This window comes from Microcoleus sp. S13_C3 (assembly GCF_036700905.1).
In the GTDB taxonomy this organism is placed as follows: Bacteria; Cyanobacteriota; Cyanobacteriia; order Cyanobacteriales; family Microcoleaceae; genus Microcoleus.
Map to the genome: position 1 here is coordinate 33,466 of NZ_JAUBPT010000047.1, position 15,970 is coordinate 49,435.

General features: G+C 46.3%; 15 protein-coding genes and 1 pseudogene. 7 read left to right on the plus strand and 9 right to left on the minus strand.

The genetic code is table 11. The features are described from left to right. The first annotated feature begins 234 nt into the window (after positions 1-234). Entirely contained in the window at positions 235-1,080 is an 846-nt protein-coding gene (locus tag QUA16_RS15055) for a nitrate ABC transporter ATP-binding protein (RefSeq protein WP_333104081.1), read from the plus strand. A gap of 130 nt (positions 1,081-1,210) precedes the next feature. Here QUA16_RS15055 and QUA16_RS15060 read toward each other — a convergent pair whose 3' ends face one another. The 7 genes and pseudogenes from QUA16_RS15060 to QUA16_RS15090 form a co-directional block, all read right to left on the minus strand. Next, positions 1,211-1,540, minus strand: a complete 330-nt coding sequence (locus QUA16_RS15060) for a hypothetical protein (RefSeq protein ID WP_333104082.1) — start codon at positions 1,538-1,540, stop codon at positions 1,211-1,213. Positions 1,541-1,680: 140 nt separating this feature from the next. After that, a pseudogene (locus QUA16_RS15065) lies at positions 1,681-2,004 on the minus strand (DUF6745 domain-containing protein); the annotation flags it as partial. 136 nt (positions 2,005-2,140) lie between these two features. Beyond that, positions 2,141-2,434 carry a hypothetical protein gene (locus QUA16_RS15070; RefSeq protein ID WP_006632553.1) on the minus strand — a complete coding sequence of 98 codons (294 nt, stop codon included), beginning with the start codon at positions 2,432-2,434 and terminating at the stop codon, positions 2,141-2,143. Positions 2,435-2,849: 415 nt separating this feature from the next. After that, the gene (locus tag QUA16_RS15075) at positions 2,850-4,601 is read right to left on the minus strand and encodes a leucine-rich repeat domain-containing protein (RefSeq protein ID WP_333104083.1); all 1,752 of its coding nucleotides are present in this window, start codon (positions 4,599-4,601) and stop codon (positions 2,850-2,852) included. Between the two features lie 54 nt (positions 4,602-4,655). Further along, complete coding sequence (locus QUA16_RS15080; RefSeq protein ID WP_333104084.1) at positions 4,656-5,048, minus strand: hypothetical protein; 393 nt, start codon at positions 5,046-5,048, stop codon at positions 4,656-4,658. Between the two features lie 30 nt (positions 5,049-5,078). After that, the gene (locus QUA16_RS15085; protein ID WP_333104085.1) at positions 5,079-5,237 is read right to left on the minus strand and encodes a hypothetical protein; all 159 of its coding nucleotides are present in this window, start codon (positions 5,235-5,237) and stop codon (positions 5,079-5,081) included. 146 nt (positions 5,238-5,383) lie between these two features. Further along, positions 5,384-8,254 (minus strand): diguanylate cyclase, encoded by a 2,871-nt coding sequence (locus QUA16_RS15090; RefSeq protein WP_333181200.1) that lies wholly within the window; start codon positions 8,252-8,254, stop codon positions 5,384-5,386. Positions 8,255-9,030: 776 nt separating this feature from the next. Here QUA16_RS15090 and QUA16_RS15095 point away from each other — a divergent pair. The 6 genes from QUA16_RS15095 (at position 9,031) to QUA16_RS15120 (ending at position 14,871) form a co-directional block, all read left to right on the plus strand. Further along, entirely contained in the window at positions 9,031-9,609 is a 579-nt protein-coding gene (locus tag QUA16_RS15095) for a class I SAM-dependent methyltransferase (protein ID WP_333104087.1), read from the plus strand. A gap of 322 nt (positions 9,610-9,931) precedes the next feature. Further along, positions 9,932-10,477, plus strand: coding sequence for an RNA 2'-phosphotransferase (locus QUA16_RS15100; protein WP_333104089.1), 546 nt, complete (start codon positions 9,932-9,934; stop codon positions 10,475-10,477). 71 nt (positions 10,478-10,548) lie between these two features. Next, on the plus strand, positions 10,549-11,757 hold the full coding sequence (locus tag QUA16_RS15105; RefSeq protein ID WP_333104090.1) for an AAA family ATPase: 1,209 nt from the start codon (positions 10,549-10,551) through the stop codon (positions 11,755-11,757). Then, on the plus strand, positions 11,732-11,917 hold the full coding sequence (locus QUA16_RS15110; protein WP_333104092.1) for a hypothetical protein: 186 nt from the start codon (positions 11,732-11,734) through the stop codon (positions 11,915-11,917). The genes QUA16_RS15105 and QUA16_RS15110 overlap by 26 nt, the downstream gene beginning before the upstream one ends. Before the next feature lie 423 nt (positions 11,918-12,340). Continuing rightward, entirely contained in the window at positions 12,341-14,551 is a 2,211-nt protein-coding gene (locus QUA16_RS15115; RefSeq protein ID WP_333104094.1) for a PAS domain S-box protein, read from the plus strand. A 26-nt stretch (positions 14,552-14,577) separates the two neighbouring features. Continuing rightward, a complete protein-coding gene (locus QUA16_RS15120) occupies positions 14,578-14,871 on the plus strand; it encodes a TIGR03792 family protein (RefSeq protein WP_333104095.1) in 294 nt (97 codons plus the stop codon). A 237-nt stretch (positions 14,872-15,108) separates the two neighbouring features. On the opposite strand, the gene QUA16_RS15125 is transcribed toward QUA16_RS15120, so the two are convergent. Together QUA16_RS15125 and QUA16_RS15130 are read right to left on the minus strand one after the other, a co-directional pair. Next, positions 15,109-15,321 (minus strand): hypothetical protein, encoded by a 213-nt coding sequence (locus QUA16_RS15125; RefSeq protein ID WP_333104096.1) that lies wholly within the window; start codon positions 15,319-15,321, stop codon positions 15,109-15,111. 91 nt (positions 15,322-15,412) lie between these two features. Further along, a complete protein-coding gene (locus QUA16_RS15130) occupies positions 15,413-15,580 on the minus strand; it encodes a BrnT family toxin (RefSeq protein WP_333104097.1) in 168 nt (55 codons plus the stop codon). Positions 15,581-15,970: the final 390 nt, after the last annotated feature.

A 15,970-nucleotide genomic window follows, 5' to 3' on the forward strand; every position in this document is an offset into this window, starting at 1 on the left:
CCTAACCCCCCTTAACAAGGGGGGAACAAGAGAGTTCAAAGTCTCCCTAAAAAAAGGCGAAAAAGAGAGTTCAAAGTCAACCCCTACTGCCCAACAACCAGGGGGATTTAGGGGGAGCGAGACTTCAATACAAACGAGAAAAATAGAGGATTTAAGTAGTCACGGGCTCGCAACTCACCATTCAAAATTTCATTATTCGCAATTGCCAATAACCCACTAACAAGTTCCAAAATCATGCTCAACACCACTAAAAACCAGACGAACACCAAAACTCAAATCCAGCCCGGAAAAGGCCGCCGCCAACCTTTCTTGGTGATGGACAATGTTTATAAAGTATATCCAAACGGTTACAGGGCTTTAGAAAACGTCAATCTGAATGTAGCGGAGGGAGAGTTTATTACTCTGATCGGACACTCCGGCTGCGGCAAATCAACACTGTTAAATATGGTGTCGGGTTTTAGCCATCCCAGCCAGGGCACCGTGTCGATTAACGGGCAGCGGATTACGCAGCCGGGCCCCGATCGCATGGTGGTGTTTCAGGGTTACGCTTTGCTGCCTTGGCGGACGGTGTTTGAAAATGTTTACCTTGCGGTTAATGCTGTATTTCCTGAGAAGTCGAAGGTCGAAAAAAATGCGATCGTCAACGAGCATTTGGCGATGGTGGGGTTGACTGAAGCTGCAGAGAAAAGACCGCCGCAAATTTCCGGGGGGATGAAGCAGCGGGTTTCGATCGCCCGCGCTTTGGCAATTCGCCCGAAAGTGCTGATTTTAGACGAACCTTTTGGTGCTCTGGACGCAATTACTAAGGAGGAATTGCAGGAAGAATTGCTGAAAATCTGGAACGATCACCGCTGTACGGTGTTGATGATTACTCACGACATTGATGAAGCGCTGTTTTTGGCCGATCGACTGGTGATGATGACTAACGGCCCGTCGGCGACAATCGGTGAAGTTTTGGAGATTCCTTTCCCGCGTCCGCGCGATCGGGTTCAAATGATGGAAGATCCGGAATACTACAATTTGCGGAACTACGCCCTAGATTTCCTGTTCCGTCGCTTTGCACACGATCACGATGCCTAATCGGTTGGGAAATCAAAGTTAAAGAGGAGAATTATGAGACTTCTCGAACAAGTTTAATTCTTGTGCGGAGTAGGGATTAGGCATCCTGCCGGCCCAAGAGGAGCTTTTTTGCAGAAGTCTATTGAAAAGTTTAAGCCCCAGTGTTCCCCGATGTCAGGGGAACATCGCTGCGGGCGCAATTTTCCCGATCCGGTTGGGTAAACTGAAGCTTAATGGTGGACGAGAAGTTTTTTCGGACGTTCGGATCTTTTTCCGATATTTTACGTCTACCAGCGAAGAGACCCGATTGCCTAGCTGTCGGTAAGCTGGCATGAACTGAGCCCACCTTCGATTCGAGGGTGGGCTTCTTCTTCATGTTATTAACAGTTTTTGGGCGATCGGTGGTTGGTGCATTCCACCCTGGGAACTGGCACACTGCGGGAACGTTTATCGGTGTTTCATGGGTTAAGGCTGTTGTCAATATAAAGGTTTTCAGTTGAGTGAACTACAGATGCTCGGCTAGGGAAACGGCTGAGCCTAAGTCCGGCGCGGGGTTCTGTGACTTTTAACAATTGGTATAAGAGTGATGATTGTAGCAAGACTTTTTTAAATTTGTATTACTCAGGTTTGTACGGAAAACTCCTCTGGGTCAATATCCCAATTTACCCAGCGAATTGCTTCTTTAGCTGATTCTATCTCAGGCGGCACTCGCAAAGCGTGAATGTGTCCCGTGCTCGGACAAGTCATTTTTAACAAATAAACTGGCTTTGCATTACCCACCCCATCAAAATCATCGTCAAACTCGATGCTTAAGAGAGTGTATTCCTGCCAACTGTCTAATTCTGTCACCGCTAGTTCTTGACAAATGCGATCGTAAGTAATTCCCTGAATTAACACTCGCCTAATTTCCGCATTCTGTTCCTTTACTTCCGGTGATTTTTTGCCAATTATCGCGTAAGCCGATTTAACTGTTTCCGCAGCTTGCGAGCGATTTATCGGGCCAGTGGAAAGCGATCTCGCTCTCCATTTTTCCCGATAAACAGGAATTAAAGCTGCTTGTTCTGGCGTTAGTTTTTTAACCTTAGTCTGCGACATACCTCCAACCTTGTGGCTCATATTCCCGCTGAATTCGCACCATCCAATTACCTTCGGGAATTGCGATCGCATGGTGTTCTTCGTGACTCAATAAAGCTGTCGGTGAAAGCACCCGCAAGTACAGAGTGCCGTCTTTTTCGTAAAGTTCAGCTTGTCCCTCAATAATCTGGTGAGAATGTCCGGTGACTTCACCTTCGGCGAGAGTTAGGTGAGGTTTTTTTTCTCCTTCGATTTTCGGTACGGGGGTGAGAATCACGTCGCCTTGTCGGATGGGTTGCATAGGTTTTTTCTAAATTTTGTTTGCTGATTAGTCTTGGACGCACGGGTGGTCAGAAACCGGGTTTTTTACAAAAATACTCGATTAGAGTCCTTAATCTCGATAAAAAACCCGGTTTCTTTGATGTTGATGCGTCCGAGACTGGTAGTGTCGATCGATCTTTTCTACCACTCTCTTATACTACATTAGTAATACAGGAGCGTCAAGGGCGATCGACAAACTATATTCGATAACTGTTTGCTGCACTGACAGGCGTTATGTTTGAGGGTAAAAGTGCGCTCGGAAACAGTCGCCTGGGTGGGGGCGGGTTGATGTAGATTGTCGGTGGGAGTTGGAGATTGTTGGTGAACCCGCCCCTACAAATATTGCGGTTAATTTGAATCGGGGTTTTAACCGCCGACTATTATCGCCCAAAACTTCAAGTTTGCACCGAAAAATCCTCATAATCGACATCCCAATTCACCCAGCGAATCGCTTCCCTTGCAGATTGCATCTCAGGTGGAACCCGCAAAGCGTGAATGAATTCCGTGCTCGGACAAGTCATTTTTAACAAGTAAATTGGCTCTTTTTCAGGAACATCATCATCCCTCTTGAAATCATCAGGATCAAAGCCATCAATATCAGCATCAATTCTGAGCAGCGTGTATTCTTGCCAGCAATCTAATTCTGTGGCTTGCAATTCTTGGCAAATTCTAGCATAACCAATTCCCTGAATTAACACTCGCCTGAGTTCGGCATTGTCTTCTTCTAAAATCCAGGTAGGTTGCCATTGACTAGGGTGAACTTGTCCGTATTTTTCGGGCAAGGTGACGCCGTGGTAGGAATAGAGTTTGTAACCGTCGCTAAATTCGATCGCGCTTTCGCCTTCTGCGTGGAGGCGATTTTGGCTGTCGAAGGAGAGTTTGGTTGGGCGCGAGCACACATAGCAAACATTCTCAAAGGTCAAAATCCAGCCACATTCTACTAAAATCTGTTTCAGGCATTCAAAAGCTTTTTGTGCCTCTGGTTCGAGTACAATGCCCGATGCAGAAAGACAGAATTCAGCAAGAGCGAGAGCCTCCAGCACATATTTCGGAGTAACTATCAACCTTAAGTAGTTCCCATAGCCGGATAATTCTTTATTCAATTGTTGTTTTAGCTGTTCCTCCCATATAATTAATTCCGAAAGTTCCTGCCGCAATTCTGTTATTAAGTGAAATGGGTGCAGCGCATTTTTTACCAGTTTGTCAACTCGCTTTCTCAACTCTGTTTCCGTCGCTATTTTCAGCCTTTGTCTTTGTGCTAACCCTGCTTGGGGGCTGCTGCAAAAAAATATTTCAGGGGCTTGTAAACCGATGGCCTCGTAGGCAGCTTTAAGGGCGGCTGTGGCTTTAGGGTGAGAGATGGGTTTGCTAGAGTTGGCGAGAGTTCCCCACTTTTGACGACACGCTTCGATGAGAGCCTTCTTTTCAGCGATAAAGTTTACATTCAGATATATCAAATTAGTCAGAGATTGCAGGGGTGTGATGTCTGATATTTGATTGCTGTCGAGATCCAGCTCAGTCAAATTAGTCAGAGATTGCAGAGGCGTGATGTCTGATATTTGATTGCTGTACAGATACAGCTTAGTCAAATTAGTCAGAGATTGGAGAGGCGTGATGTCTGATATTTGATTGTCGCCCAGATTCAGACAAGTCAAATTAGTTAGAGATTGCAGAGGCGTGATGTCTGATATTTGATTGTCGCCCAGATCCAGCTCAGTCAAATTAGTCAGAGATTGCAGAGGCGTGATGTCTGATATTTGATTGTCGCCCAGATCCAGCTCAGTCAAATTAGTCAGAGATTGCAGGGGTGTGATGTCTGATCTTTGATTGTCGCGCAGATTCAGACAAGTCAAATTAGTCAGAGATTGCAGGGGTGTGATGTCTGATATTTGATTGCTGTCGAGATCCAGCTCAGTCAAATGAGTCAGAGATTGCAGGGGTGTGATGTCTGATATTTGATTGCCGTACAGCTCCAGATACTTCTTACTTGACACTATCGCTATCGCTTCCTCAATAATGTAAGAAATGCCAGTGCATTCTAACAGCACCTCAACTGTATGTCTTGCTTCTTTTGAAAGGCTGTCTTTGTGCAACCACCATTCGGAAAAGCTGCTGAATTTTGCTGGATTTGGCTGTTGTTCTGACATGGCAATATTATTTTAATTTGTTACGAAAATGAGAAGCTTTTGTCAACTTTTCCTCTAAACTGCAGAAATCCCGCGCCGAAACTCCTTAACCCCTTCAACCCTAGAAGCCATCAGCAAGCACCGAGACAGCAGGTTGATGTCTAAACCGGGCAGAACTTCGCTTTGGTCAATTTTTTCATATCCGTGCGATCGCAAATGATACAGGCCAAATACTCCATCCTCCCAAAACCAAACTTCGGGCACTCCCAAGGCTTCGTAGCGATTCAACTTGCTCTCGTTGCCGCTAGTAAATACAACTTCGATCGAGAGGTCTGCAATGCCTCCCGATGCTCTGCCAATTAAGTAAGATTGGTCTGCTTGTGCGGATGCTTTTCCTTCTTTTTCCTGGGTAAAGCTTCCTGTGGGAGTAAAATCGATTTCTTTTTCTACAAAATACGTACCCAGCAACAGGGCGATGACACCGCTGAAGACTTCATGTTATTGCGAAACTGCCAAGATTTCTACCTCACCTTTGAAATAAAAAAGTCGGATGCCGGGGGAGTCAGAAAACCCCTGCTCGATTAGCTTGAATTGTTGCCAATCAATCCAGGAGTGAATTAGGCGCTGGTCTTTTGGTTTGTCTAATGTTGCTGTCATGGCACGACCTCCTTTAACTATTTTATAGCAATTTGAATTCGCACAATTTTGCAAGCACATTGGTATGGTGCGTAACATGAAAAAAACCTGTTTAAATCGAAACGATCGATGTCTGACGCACCATACAACTTGATTGAACTATTATATTATCCTTGAAATGCGGCAACCGAAACCCGATCGCGTCCTGCTTCTTTCGCCCGATAAAGCGACTCATCGGCCATCGCAATTAGCTCCCCTGGCTGCGACTTCGCCCCCGGAATGCAGCAAGCTACACCCAAACTCAGCGTTACATATTCGCTGACAGCAGACTTAGCGTGAGCTATGTGCAAGCCCCGCACCTGTTGTGCGATCATTTCAGCTACGCAAGTGGCACCTTCAATATCGGTATTCGGCAAAACTACTACAAATTCTTCTCCACCGTAACGCGCTACTAAATCTGCCGCTCGCTTTACCGAATGCTGGATCACCGTCGCCACTTGCCGCAAACATTCATCCCCCGCTTGGTGCCCATAAGTGTCGTTGTAAAGTTTGAAATAATCAATGTCGCACATAATTAAAGACAGCGGTGCTTCTTCCCTCGCCAAACGCCGCCATTCCGTATCAAGGTATTCATTAAAAGAGTGGCGGTTTCTTACCTCAGTCAAACTGTCGTAATTTGCCAAATACTGCAAGGCTCGATTCACTGTTTCTAACTGCTGTTTCTGCTGTTGCAACTGACGGTTGAGCTCCGCCAACTGCTGTTCGGCTGAGTGCGATCGCAACAAATTTCTCACCCTCGCGAGCAATTCCCTATCGTCAAAAGGCTTTGAAATATAATCGTCAGCACCCGCATCCAAACTTTCGATCCGAGATTCCATCCCCGAGCGGGCTGTCAAAAAGATTACCGGAGTAGATTTCAATTCTGGCGTGTTCCGAATCTCCTTGAGCAAATCCAGCCCGTTTTGTCTGGGCATAATTTGGTCACTAACAATCAAATTTGGCTGCAAAGTTTTGGCTTTTTCTAAACCTTCAACCCCGTCCATCGCCACGGCGACTCGATAGTAAGGACTTAATAAAGTTTGGAGGTAAGCCAGCAGAAAATTGTTGTCTTCTACTACCAGCAACAGCGGTAATTCTCTGCTGTCACTTGTTAATTGTTCCAGATGATTTTTGTCGTCAAAACTGTTAGGTTCCGGCAGCGGGGCCAGGGGTGTGGTCCCCCGGACATTTCCCGAACCCCACTCTCCAGAGCCGAACCCCGTCAGTCCAGCCAATTGGGCGATCGCGATCACCAACTGATTCGCTTCCACCGGCTTCGACAAATGCCTCTGAAACCCGGCCTCCAGCGCTTCGGCCGAATCTTCTTCCTCAATGCCTCCCGTCAGCGCCACGGCCGGTAGCAGTTCCCTGTGCTCGGACATTTCCATTGCTCTGATGCGGCGGATTAAATCGCAGCCGTCGGCTCCCGACACCGCCATATCGCTCACCAACACGTCGGGTCGCGACTGTTGCAACTCGGCCATCGCTTCGCAGGCGCTACCAACCGCTGTTACCTTGGCTCCAAATGCTTCGAGGCCAGTTTTGAGAAATTGCCGGATCTCGGCGCTGCTTTCCACCACCAGGACTTGCTTTCCCGCTAGGGGTTTGGAAACCGATCCGCGTCTGTTTTCCCTTTGGGCGATCGCAGCAGTGCGAGCGTCGGGTGCATTTTTGTTGGCAATCGGTAGCAGCACCCCAAAGGTCGCGCCCTGACCGAGGCCGGGACTCGAAGCCCAAACACTTCCCCCGTGCAGTTCCACCAACTGTCGGACAATTGAGAGCCCGAGTCCAAGCCGATTTTGTTCCTTGTTCTGGAAGCTGTCTGCTGGGCGGAAGTAGTCAAAGATGTGCGGCAGAAATTTGGGGTCGATGCCGCAACCGCTGTCGCTGACCCGAATCAACACGCCCGACTCAGTAGACTCGATCCGCACTTGAACTGGGTATGGTGTCGATTCTGGGGTGAATTTGATGGCGTTGGCCAGGAGGTTCCAGACTATTTGCTGCAACCGTTCTGCATCTGCCAAAACGTAGCTGACGGCGGGGTCGAAATGTTTTTCTACGCGGAGGTTTTTGGCATCGGCGGCGGGACGGAGGGTCTCGATCGCAGATTCTATGAGAGACGGGAGGTGAACTTGGCCGAGGTTCAGGCACACTTTCCCTCGCAGCAGCCGCGAGAGGTCGAGGAGATTGTCTATTTGCCTGTTTTGTAATTTGGCGTTGCGCTCGATGATTTCTAAAGCGCGGCTGGTGGTGGCTTCGTTTAAATTGCGCGATCGAGCTAGCTGGGCCCATCCCAAAATCGCGCTCAGGGGCGATCGCAGTTCGTGGGAGGCGATCGCCAGAAATTCGTCTTTTGCCCGGTTGGCTTCGGCTTGGGCTGCTTCCACGGCTTTGCGATCGGTGATGTCGAATCCGATCGCCAAATACTGACAGGGTTTTCCCTTACAGTCCAACAGTGGAACTACTGCTGCGTACACCCAATAATCACTTCCATTCTTGGCTTTATTCTTAATGTCTCCTTGCCAAACTTCACCTTTGGCAACTGTTGATAGCAGATTTTTGATTATTTCCGAAAATTTATATTCCGAATGGAGGATGCCAAAGTGACCGCCGATTAGTTCGGTCTGGGAATAGTTGGATATGGAGCAAAGTTGATCGCTGACATAGTTAATAATTCCTCGCGCGTCAGTCCTCAGCGCCAGTGCCGATCGGTCGATCGCTCCTTTAAAATCTAAAGATTCTTGTAGCGACGAATCTAGTTCTTTTGGCGTAGAAAATTGACCGAGCCGATCGGGCGCTTTGTGTTGCTGGCGATCGGGCTTATCCTTACTCCGTTGTTGGATTTCCATTGCTTCTATTTTCCCCTGACGGCTGACACCTAATCTACTCGCATCCTGATTCATTATCACAATTTTCTTTCCCGCACCGGCGGGTGCAATATTTTGTATCTCTTCATCTTCCTGAAAAATTGGCAGGCACCACATCCACTCTGGAGTCAACTCAATTGTTGTTTATAGTTGGCTAAAGTTTGTCAATCTGAGGACTGATTTTTTCAGATATAGCCGATCATCGGCTGCTGGGTCATTCCTTTTTATCTTGGTATCTTTTATATTTTACTAAGGGGAATCACTGAGAAATTTATGGTGTGGAGCACACACCGACAGTTGCATTCTTGTTGGAAACGGATATCATAACCGTCAACTTTTTTCTCACAATTACTCCTAGTATCTGGCACAAAGTCTCGTCTTCGGCAGGCTTTCGCGTCTATGGCATTCTGCCTCATCTCCACTGAAGGAGATATATGTGCAGGGCTAGACAGTTCCCCAATCACGGGCGGGTTGGGGCGCACAAAGTCCCTGTCTGGCGATCGTCCGTAACTTCTTTTAAATTATTTTCTTCAACATCTTGACAGGTCTGTATATTTTTTGTATTATCAAATGTAATATGCTTTCCGAGAATAGAATCGGCAAACTGCCTAGACGCACTCAACTATTAAAAATTTGAGGAAAATCGTCTGTGAATTTATCTGTGAATTTAGACGCTGTACGCGAGCAATTTGAACAAAGAGCCTTTGATTATGACCAAGAATTTCAAAGGTGGTACCCGCCACGTGATTTATCAGTGGAATCAATCCCAAATCGAAAATCGAAAATCAGAAGAGCCCCCGCATTTATCCGTGGGGTCGCCTCTAAAATCTAAAATCTAAAATCTAAAATCGATTGACGGCTTAATTCCCCGCCTCATTCCGCGCTATGGCGAGCAACACGATGTAATATTGCAGTTAATCCCTTCTGAAACTAATGGTAACATAAAAGTTCTGGATTTAGGCGCGGGAACTGGCATACTGTCGGCTGTGATTCTGCAAGCATTTCCTCATGCAAAAGTCCTAGCCTTTGACATCGCCCAAAATATGCTGAAAACTTGCCAAACTACCTTGTCCACTTTCCGAGAAAGGCTGACCTTGCAGCAAGGAAACTTTGCCGAAGATGATTTCGGCAGCGGTTACGATTTGGTAGTTTCAGGCTTGGCAGTCCACCACCTCGACAGCGCAGGTAAACAACAGCTATTTCACAAACTTTTCCACTCCATGAATCCAGGGGGAATCTTGCTAATTCGAGATATTGTGACAGGTGCTAGTCCCCGGCTGACTGAGCAATACGAACAGTTGTGGCGGCAGTACATGAAAGCTAACGGAGAAGACGATGCAGCCTGGTTTCAAAAATATCGAGAAGAAGATATTCCCTCCTCTGTGGAAGAGCAGACAAAGTGGCTTGCAGAAGCTGGTTTTGCCGACGTAGGATGTCACTGGCGCTATCTCAACTTTGCTATTTTTGGCGGAGTTATCCCAAGGTAGAAGGTATTCGGCAGAATGCCGATTTTTTGATGATTATCAAAATATAAAGCTCGTGAAAAATCGCCGACCCAACACTTTTTTATTCGCAGACGCCGAACCTAATTGTGTAGGTAGTTAAGGACTGACTTTACCGCTATAATTCGCGCGTCAGACCCTTTTTTACGTCCGGGAATCATTTTGTGCCAACCTGTAGAGGCGGGTTCACTCAAGCGCCATCTGGTAGTACAAACATATTCAACAAACCCGCATCAAATCAACGATATAACCCGCGCGTGACATTTTGTAAAAGGTGATTTAAAAGCTCAATAAATAAAGTAGAATTATGAACGATTCTCGCTTAGTAAAAATCAGCCGATATCTCAGCAAACACCTGCGTCACGCGCCCTCGCGCATCGGCATCGAACTCGCTCCCGGTGGCTGGGTTCCTGTTAGCGAACTCCTCGATGCCTGCCAACAAAATAACTTTCCTGTTCAGCTTACAGAACTTAAAAAAGTAGTGGCGCAAAACGACAAGCAGCGCTTTTCATTTGACTCCACCGGCACTCTAATTCGTGCCAACCAAGGACACAGCGTAGAGGTTGACTTGCAGTTAGAACCCGCTGTTCCCCCGGATATTTTATATCACGGAACAGGTAGCACTGCCGTCGAGTCTATTCTCAGCCAAGGAATTAGGAAAATGTCGCGACATCATGTTCATTTGTCGGTGAATATCCAAACGGCGCGCCAAGTAGGTGCAAGACATGGCATCCCGACAGTCTTTACTGTAGATGCCGCAGCCATGCAACGCGATGGTCATACATTTTACTGTTCGGCTAACAAAGTTTGGTTGGTAGATTTTGTGCCGCCCGCTTATCTCAAAATAAGTTGATAAATTTCACTTTTTTTGTAGAATGTGTACCAGAAAAAATGTAAAATAATAGGAAGTAGGAGTTTTGCAAAATGAGTGCGGAAGATATGGGCGATCGCGAAAACAATTTTCATCAAAGCAATTCTCAAAATAGAGGTCTGCTAGGCTCTGGTTGGCGACCTTTTTACCGTCAATTTGATTGGGAACACCTGGCACATTTAGCGTCTAGCGACCCCTTAGAACTAGCTCAAAAAACTTTAGGTGCAGCTAGCGATATTGCCGACGCAATGGGACGACACCAATATACTTGGTGGGCAAATATTTTAAATGTATTCTCGGAAAATACTCGCTACGAAATTGATGAATTTTGGGATTACATTACTCCGCAGCCAGTTTACCCGGATTACCGCTACAAAGACGTTTTAGTTACCGAAACGCCGGTGGTGCAATTAGTCAGCCGCGCTAGCATTCCCATCGACTACGTGCTCAACAAACTCCAAGAGATTACTGTTTTCAAAGTTCTGGATTTGCTAGGGAAACCGGATGCGATTACCCAGTCTTTTATGGATAGACATTTTTCTTATCCCCCGGAGCGATTTATTAGCTGGGAACGCTTGGAAGTTTTGGGTACTGTTTATGCTTCTTGGGCTCGATTCGGCTGCTGGCTGCAAATTGACAGCTACGACAGGGGAAGACGCTGCTACACTCTGATTTGCCAAGATATTGCACCGCTTGTTAGGAAGGCAACTTATAATTTAGCGGTGATTCTGGGCGGGTACAAAAGCCGCGTCGGACAGGTTCACAGCCAGTTCCCAATTCGCACGTTTTCTGCGGAGGTTCAAAGTTTTACCGATACAGTTCAGCAGGCAATTTTGGATCAAAATCAGTTGGCTGTTTTGGTTAGTGGCGAACCGGGGACGGGCAAAACTGCTTGGACGCAAGCGGTAGCAAAGGAAATTTTAGTGCCGCTGGGTTATGTGATTTTTATCTTAGACCACGATGCTGTGGAAAATTTTGTGCCACCGAGTTATTTGGAGCGGATTTGTATTATTATCAATGAGGCTGATAATTTGGCTCAAGATCGATCGACTGCTGAAGCACAACGCACTAACAAAACTGAACATATTTTGAGTTTGCTGGATGGCACTTTGTATCAAAGCGTCATCGACGATCAAGGCATTCAATTTCAGCAAAAACTCGTAGTTTTGATGACTTGCAACACGACGGAAAGATTAGATCCTGCAATGTTACGGAAAGGGAGAGTGGATTTTACCAGTGAATTTACGCACAAATTTGTTTGAACGCTCTCTTGCATTCTCAAGCTATCTGGCGATCGCACTGGCTACACGATCTAATACTATGTTCGATGTGGGATCTCCAATTAAAGAATTGGGAAGGACTGATGAAGTTCATGCTTTGGAGCACGGGCCTACAGTTGCATTCTTTTGGGAACTTGTCTAAAATACCGAACAATCATCAGGAAATCCTCTAAATATCAAAGTTTGGGGGAAACTTGTTTGAGTACCTATAGACCATTGGTGTCAACAATCGCCTAAAACCCTTTTTCTCTCTCGTTTTTTGCCTAGTCTCGCTGCCCTCTTGCGCCCCGGAATAGTCGCGGGAGACAAGAGAGCACTCCAGTCCCCTCCGACTATTCCGGGGGCGCCGGGGCGATATATGCCTAATCGTCAAACAGCAACCGGGCACTAGCTTTGGTCTTAAATTGACACTAATGCCTATAGACATATCCCCATCAAAAATGATATCAATGATGGGTGATACCCTCTAAGGGTATCGTCCGAGAGAGCAAATCAGGGGAAAACAGCATTTTTGGTCTCAAACAGAATTTTTCAAACTTGACAGCTATGGAGGAAATCCCAAACCGTGCAAACTAAGCCAGTTCAGCAAAAAAGTCAGGGACTGGGAAGGTACGTTGACGGGACTTTCCCGATGGCCCAACAACCCGCAGAGGCAGCCGTGTCCGAGAGTAAAGACCGATTTCGGCGGTTTGTGGAGCGCTCCGCCGAGGCCGTGGCAATGGTAGATTGTGAAATGCGCTATCTGTCGGTTTCTCGTCGCTGGGAAACAGATTGGGGGTTGGGCGACGGCGAGGCCATCGGCCGATCTCATTGGGAACTGTTCCCGAATCTCCCGGAATATTGGGAGCAAAATGCCCAGGCTTGTTTGACGGGAGTTTTGGAATACAGCGAGTTTGTGGCAGGGCGATCGATCGCATCTGTATCAGGAAAAAGCGCAAGCGGCTGTGTCAGCGAGTCGGTAAGATGGGTATTTCAGCCTTGGAAAAATAGCGAAGGTGCGATCGGCGGTTTGATTTTGTTTGCATCTAAGATAGCTGAGGCTCCCGCTCAAACCAATTGCTATAATAAATTTCAGTCCGAGGTCAAAAGAAAGCAGTTAGAAACAATACCAAAACTAACTCAAATTGCCCTCGAAAATGCAGCGGATACAATCTTTTTTAGTACCTCAGACGGTCAAATTTGCTACGCGAACAAAGCCGCTTGCCATCTTTTCGGCTACTCGGAATCGGAACTGCTAAACATGAGAGTTAGCGACATCGATTCGCATTTGCCAGCATCGGATTGGCGAGAACACTGGGTTCAACTCAAGCAGCAAACCAACCTCACTTTTGAAACCAGTTATAAAACCAAAGACGGCGCCAGTTTTTCCGTAGAAGTTAAAGTCAATTATTTAGAATACGGCGGGTGCGAATACCGCTGTGCGATCGCCCGCGACATTTCCGCTCGCCTCGCAGCAGAATCAGCGCTCGTACAGGCAAAAGAGCAACTTCAAGCCGTTTTGGACGCCGTGCCGGGATTAGTTTCTTGGGTAAGTTCCGATTTGCGCTACTTGGGAGTAAACCGACATTTAGCTAGCGCTTATAAAATGCCGTCCGAACTATTTATAGGTCAAAAAGTAGGTTTTTTAGATACAAGTCCTAAATTTAACGATTTAGTATACGATTTCTTTGGCAGCCATAAAAAGAAGACATCTCAAGAAGTAACAGCGAGCATCAGAGGAGAAAATAAAACTTATCTAATAGTGGCTCAAAAATACCAGAACAATACGGCGGCAGTATTTGTGGGATTGGATATTACAGAAAGCAAACTGTCTCTTTTAGCTTTGCAAGAATCAGAAGAACGCCTGCGACAACAAGCGGCTAAATTAGAGCAGACGCTGTTAATTTTGCAGCAAACTCAAACTCAACTGATTCAAACAGAAAAGATGTCATCCCTGGGGCAGTTAGTAGCAGGAATAGCGCACGAAATTAACAATCCAGTTAGTTTTATTTCCGGCAATGTCAGCCACGCCACGGGCTACATTCAAGAACTGCTGCGAACGATCGACCTTTACCAAAAGTATTATCCCCATCCCGTGCCGGAAATTCAAGATTTGATTGAAGAATTAGACTTAGACTTCATCAAAAAAGACTTGCCAAAACTGCTAAATTCCATGAAAGTCGGTTCGGAAAGGATTCGCGATGTCGTGCGATCGCTCCGCTTGTTCTCGCGTACCGACGAAGCCCAAATGAAGCCGGCTGATATCCACGAAGGTTTGGACAGCACTTTGCTGATCTTGCAAAATCGCCTGCAAGCTAAAGGGGGACGGCCGGGGATTTCTCTAGTTAAAGAGTACGGAGATTTGCCACGAGTTCACTGCTATCCGGGACACTTAAACCAAGTGTTCATGCACTTGTTGACAAATGCGATCGACGCTTTGGAAGAAGGGGGGAGAAATGCTGAAAATTATGGTAAAATTCAAAATCAGTCTTACTTGGCTTCAGCCCGGTCGAACTCTGAAATATTCAATCCCGAAATTCGGATTCGCACCTCCGTGGTAGGGGAAAACGAAGTTGCGATCGCCATTAGTGACAACGGCCCTGGCATGACTGAAGAAGTCCTCGACTGCATCTTTGACCCTTTGTTTACCACTAAATGTCCAGATACGAGCACAGGTTTGGGTCTAGCAATATCCCAGCATTTAGTAGTAGAAAAGCACGGTGGTAAGTTGCACTGTGTTTCGCGTCCGGGAGAGGGAACTGAGTTGATAATTAAAATTGCGATCGGCAACGATTAATGAGCGATTTATAACAGGCAAATAATATGGTAATCGAGTGGCTAAAATTTCAAGTACCTCCCGAAAAGTGGGAGGCATTTATTCAGCGAGATGAAGAAGTTTGGACGGCAGGATTGAGAAGTTTACCCGGTTTTTTGGGCAAGGAAACTTGGGTAGATCCGGTACAAAATGAGGTGGTGATACTGATTCGCTGGCAAACTAGAGAGTTGTGGAAGTCGGTGTCGCAAAGCACCATAGATGAGCTGGATGCCAAAATGGGCGATTTGCAAATTGCGATCGCCGAAAGTCGCGAATATCAAGTTCGCAAGTTTTGGCATTAGTTAGTCAGCAGTCAGTTGCTCGTGTTAATTTTTGAAAGATTAATCATGGGTTTTACCTTGATTGTACCGCAGACATTGATTTGGTATTTGGTGTGAAGGGCGATCGATCTCGGTAGAATCATCGCAGTGTTTGGTATTTGGTGTGAGGGGCGATCGCACCACCCCTTGCTTTCCACCTATGCAACCACAGATAACCTGGAAACTTTCGGATCTGATTTATTGTGCTGTGTACGCTACCTAGACAGTGACAGACTTGGCAATTTTTGCCAGCAATCGCAACGCTTCATTGACAGAACCTGAGTCTCGAAATATTTCTGCTACGTCTGGATCGAGAATCACAACATTACTTGATTTCATATAGGCTTCATAGTATTTGCCACGGACACCACCTGAAAAATCGTATTCAGGTCTCATCTCGTCATTAATTGTTACTTCAGGTTGCTGACTCATAGCTTTTTCTCTCTTGTCGGGTGGCTAAACGGGCGCTGATTAAACGCAGTTCACCTTCTCGTTCTGTATGGGACACAACAAAAAGGCGCTGTTAATTTGACTGACCGATCGTTAAAAGACGGAACTCACCTACAGAGTGGTTAGGGTCAGAAATTGTAATAGCCAGTGGATCTCCGAAGACAGTGACAGCTTCTTCAAAAGACACACCCTGCTTTTTGGCATTACTAATCGCTTTGTTTGAGTCCCACTGAAACTTCATAGATATATTCTACTCTCAAGCAGAAGAGGGAGGTTGGCAATTGCCTAGCTTACTTCTGTATTTTACTATTTAGGGCAAAATGGCGAAAATCAAAAATGTCAATGTGACTGACTTCTAGGAACTCATAGACTCTGAGGAATGTTGAACTGCTGCTGTAGCGCTGTCATGGCTTTCTCGACTGGGATTCCTTCACCTCGATCGAAGCTTTCGAGTCCTTTGCGAATGCCGATGATAGCTTCGAGGTAGTCGATTCGTTCTATAGCAATCCTAAATCATTTGTGTAATTCTTGTAGGGGCAAACCCCCCGTGGTTGCCCTTTCAGGGGTAGGTTTTTAATGATGACACCGGATTGGATAGTATAGAAACAGTGAGTTTTACACAGCTCCGGAG

What these genes read in the sequence shown, in the direction of transcription:
- QUA16_RS15105 (WP_333104090.1), top strand. Translation starts at nt 10,549, where the DNA reads ATGAGTGCGGAAGATATGGGCGATCGCGAAAACAATTTTCATCAAAGC.
- QUA16_RS15075 (WP_333104083.1), bottom strand. Translation starts at nt 4,601, where the DNA reads ATGTCAGAACAACAGCCAAATCCAGCAAAATTCAGCAGCTTTTCCGAA.
- QUA16_RS15100 (WP_333104089.1), top strand. Translation starts at nt 9,932, where the DNA reads ATGAACGATTCTCGCTTAGTAAAAATCAGCCGATATCTCAGCAAACAC.
- QUA16_RS15125 (WP_333104096.1), bottom strand. Translation starts at nt 15,321, where the DNA reads ATGAGTCAGCAACCTGAAGTAACAATTAATGACGAGATGAGACCTGAA.
- QUA16_RS15130 (WP_333104097.1), bottom strand. Translation starts at nt 15,580, where the DNA reads ATGAAGTTTCAGTGGGACTCAAACAAAGCGATTAGTAATGCCAAAAAG.
- QUA16_RS15070 (WP_006632553.1), bottom strand. Translation starts at nt 2,434, where the DNA reads ATGCAACCCATCCGACAAGGCGACGTGATTCTCACCCCCGTACCGAAA.
- QUA16_RS15085 (WP_333104085.1), bottom strand. Translation starts at nt 5,237, where the DNA reads ATGACAGCAACATTAGACAAACCAAAAGACCAGCGCCTAATTCACTCC.
- QUA16_RS15120 (WP_333104095.1), top strand. Translation starts at nt 14,578, where the DNA reads ATGGTAATCGAGTGGCTAAAATTTCAAGTACCTCCCGAAAAGTGGGAG.
- QUA16_RS15055 (WP_333104081.1), top strand. Translation starts at nt 235, where the DNA reads ATGCTCAACACCACTAAAAACCAGACGAACACCAAAACTCAAATCCAG.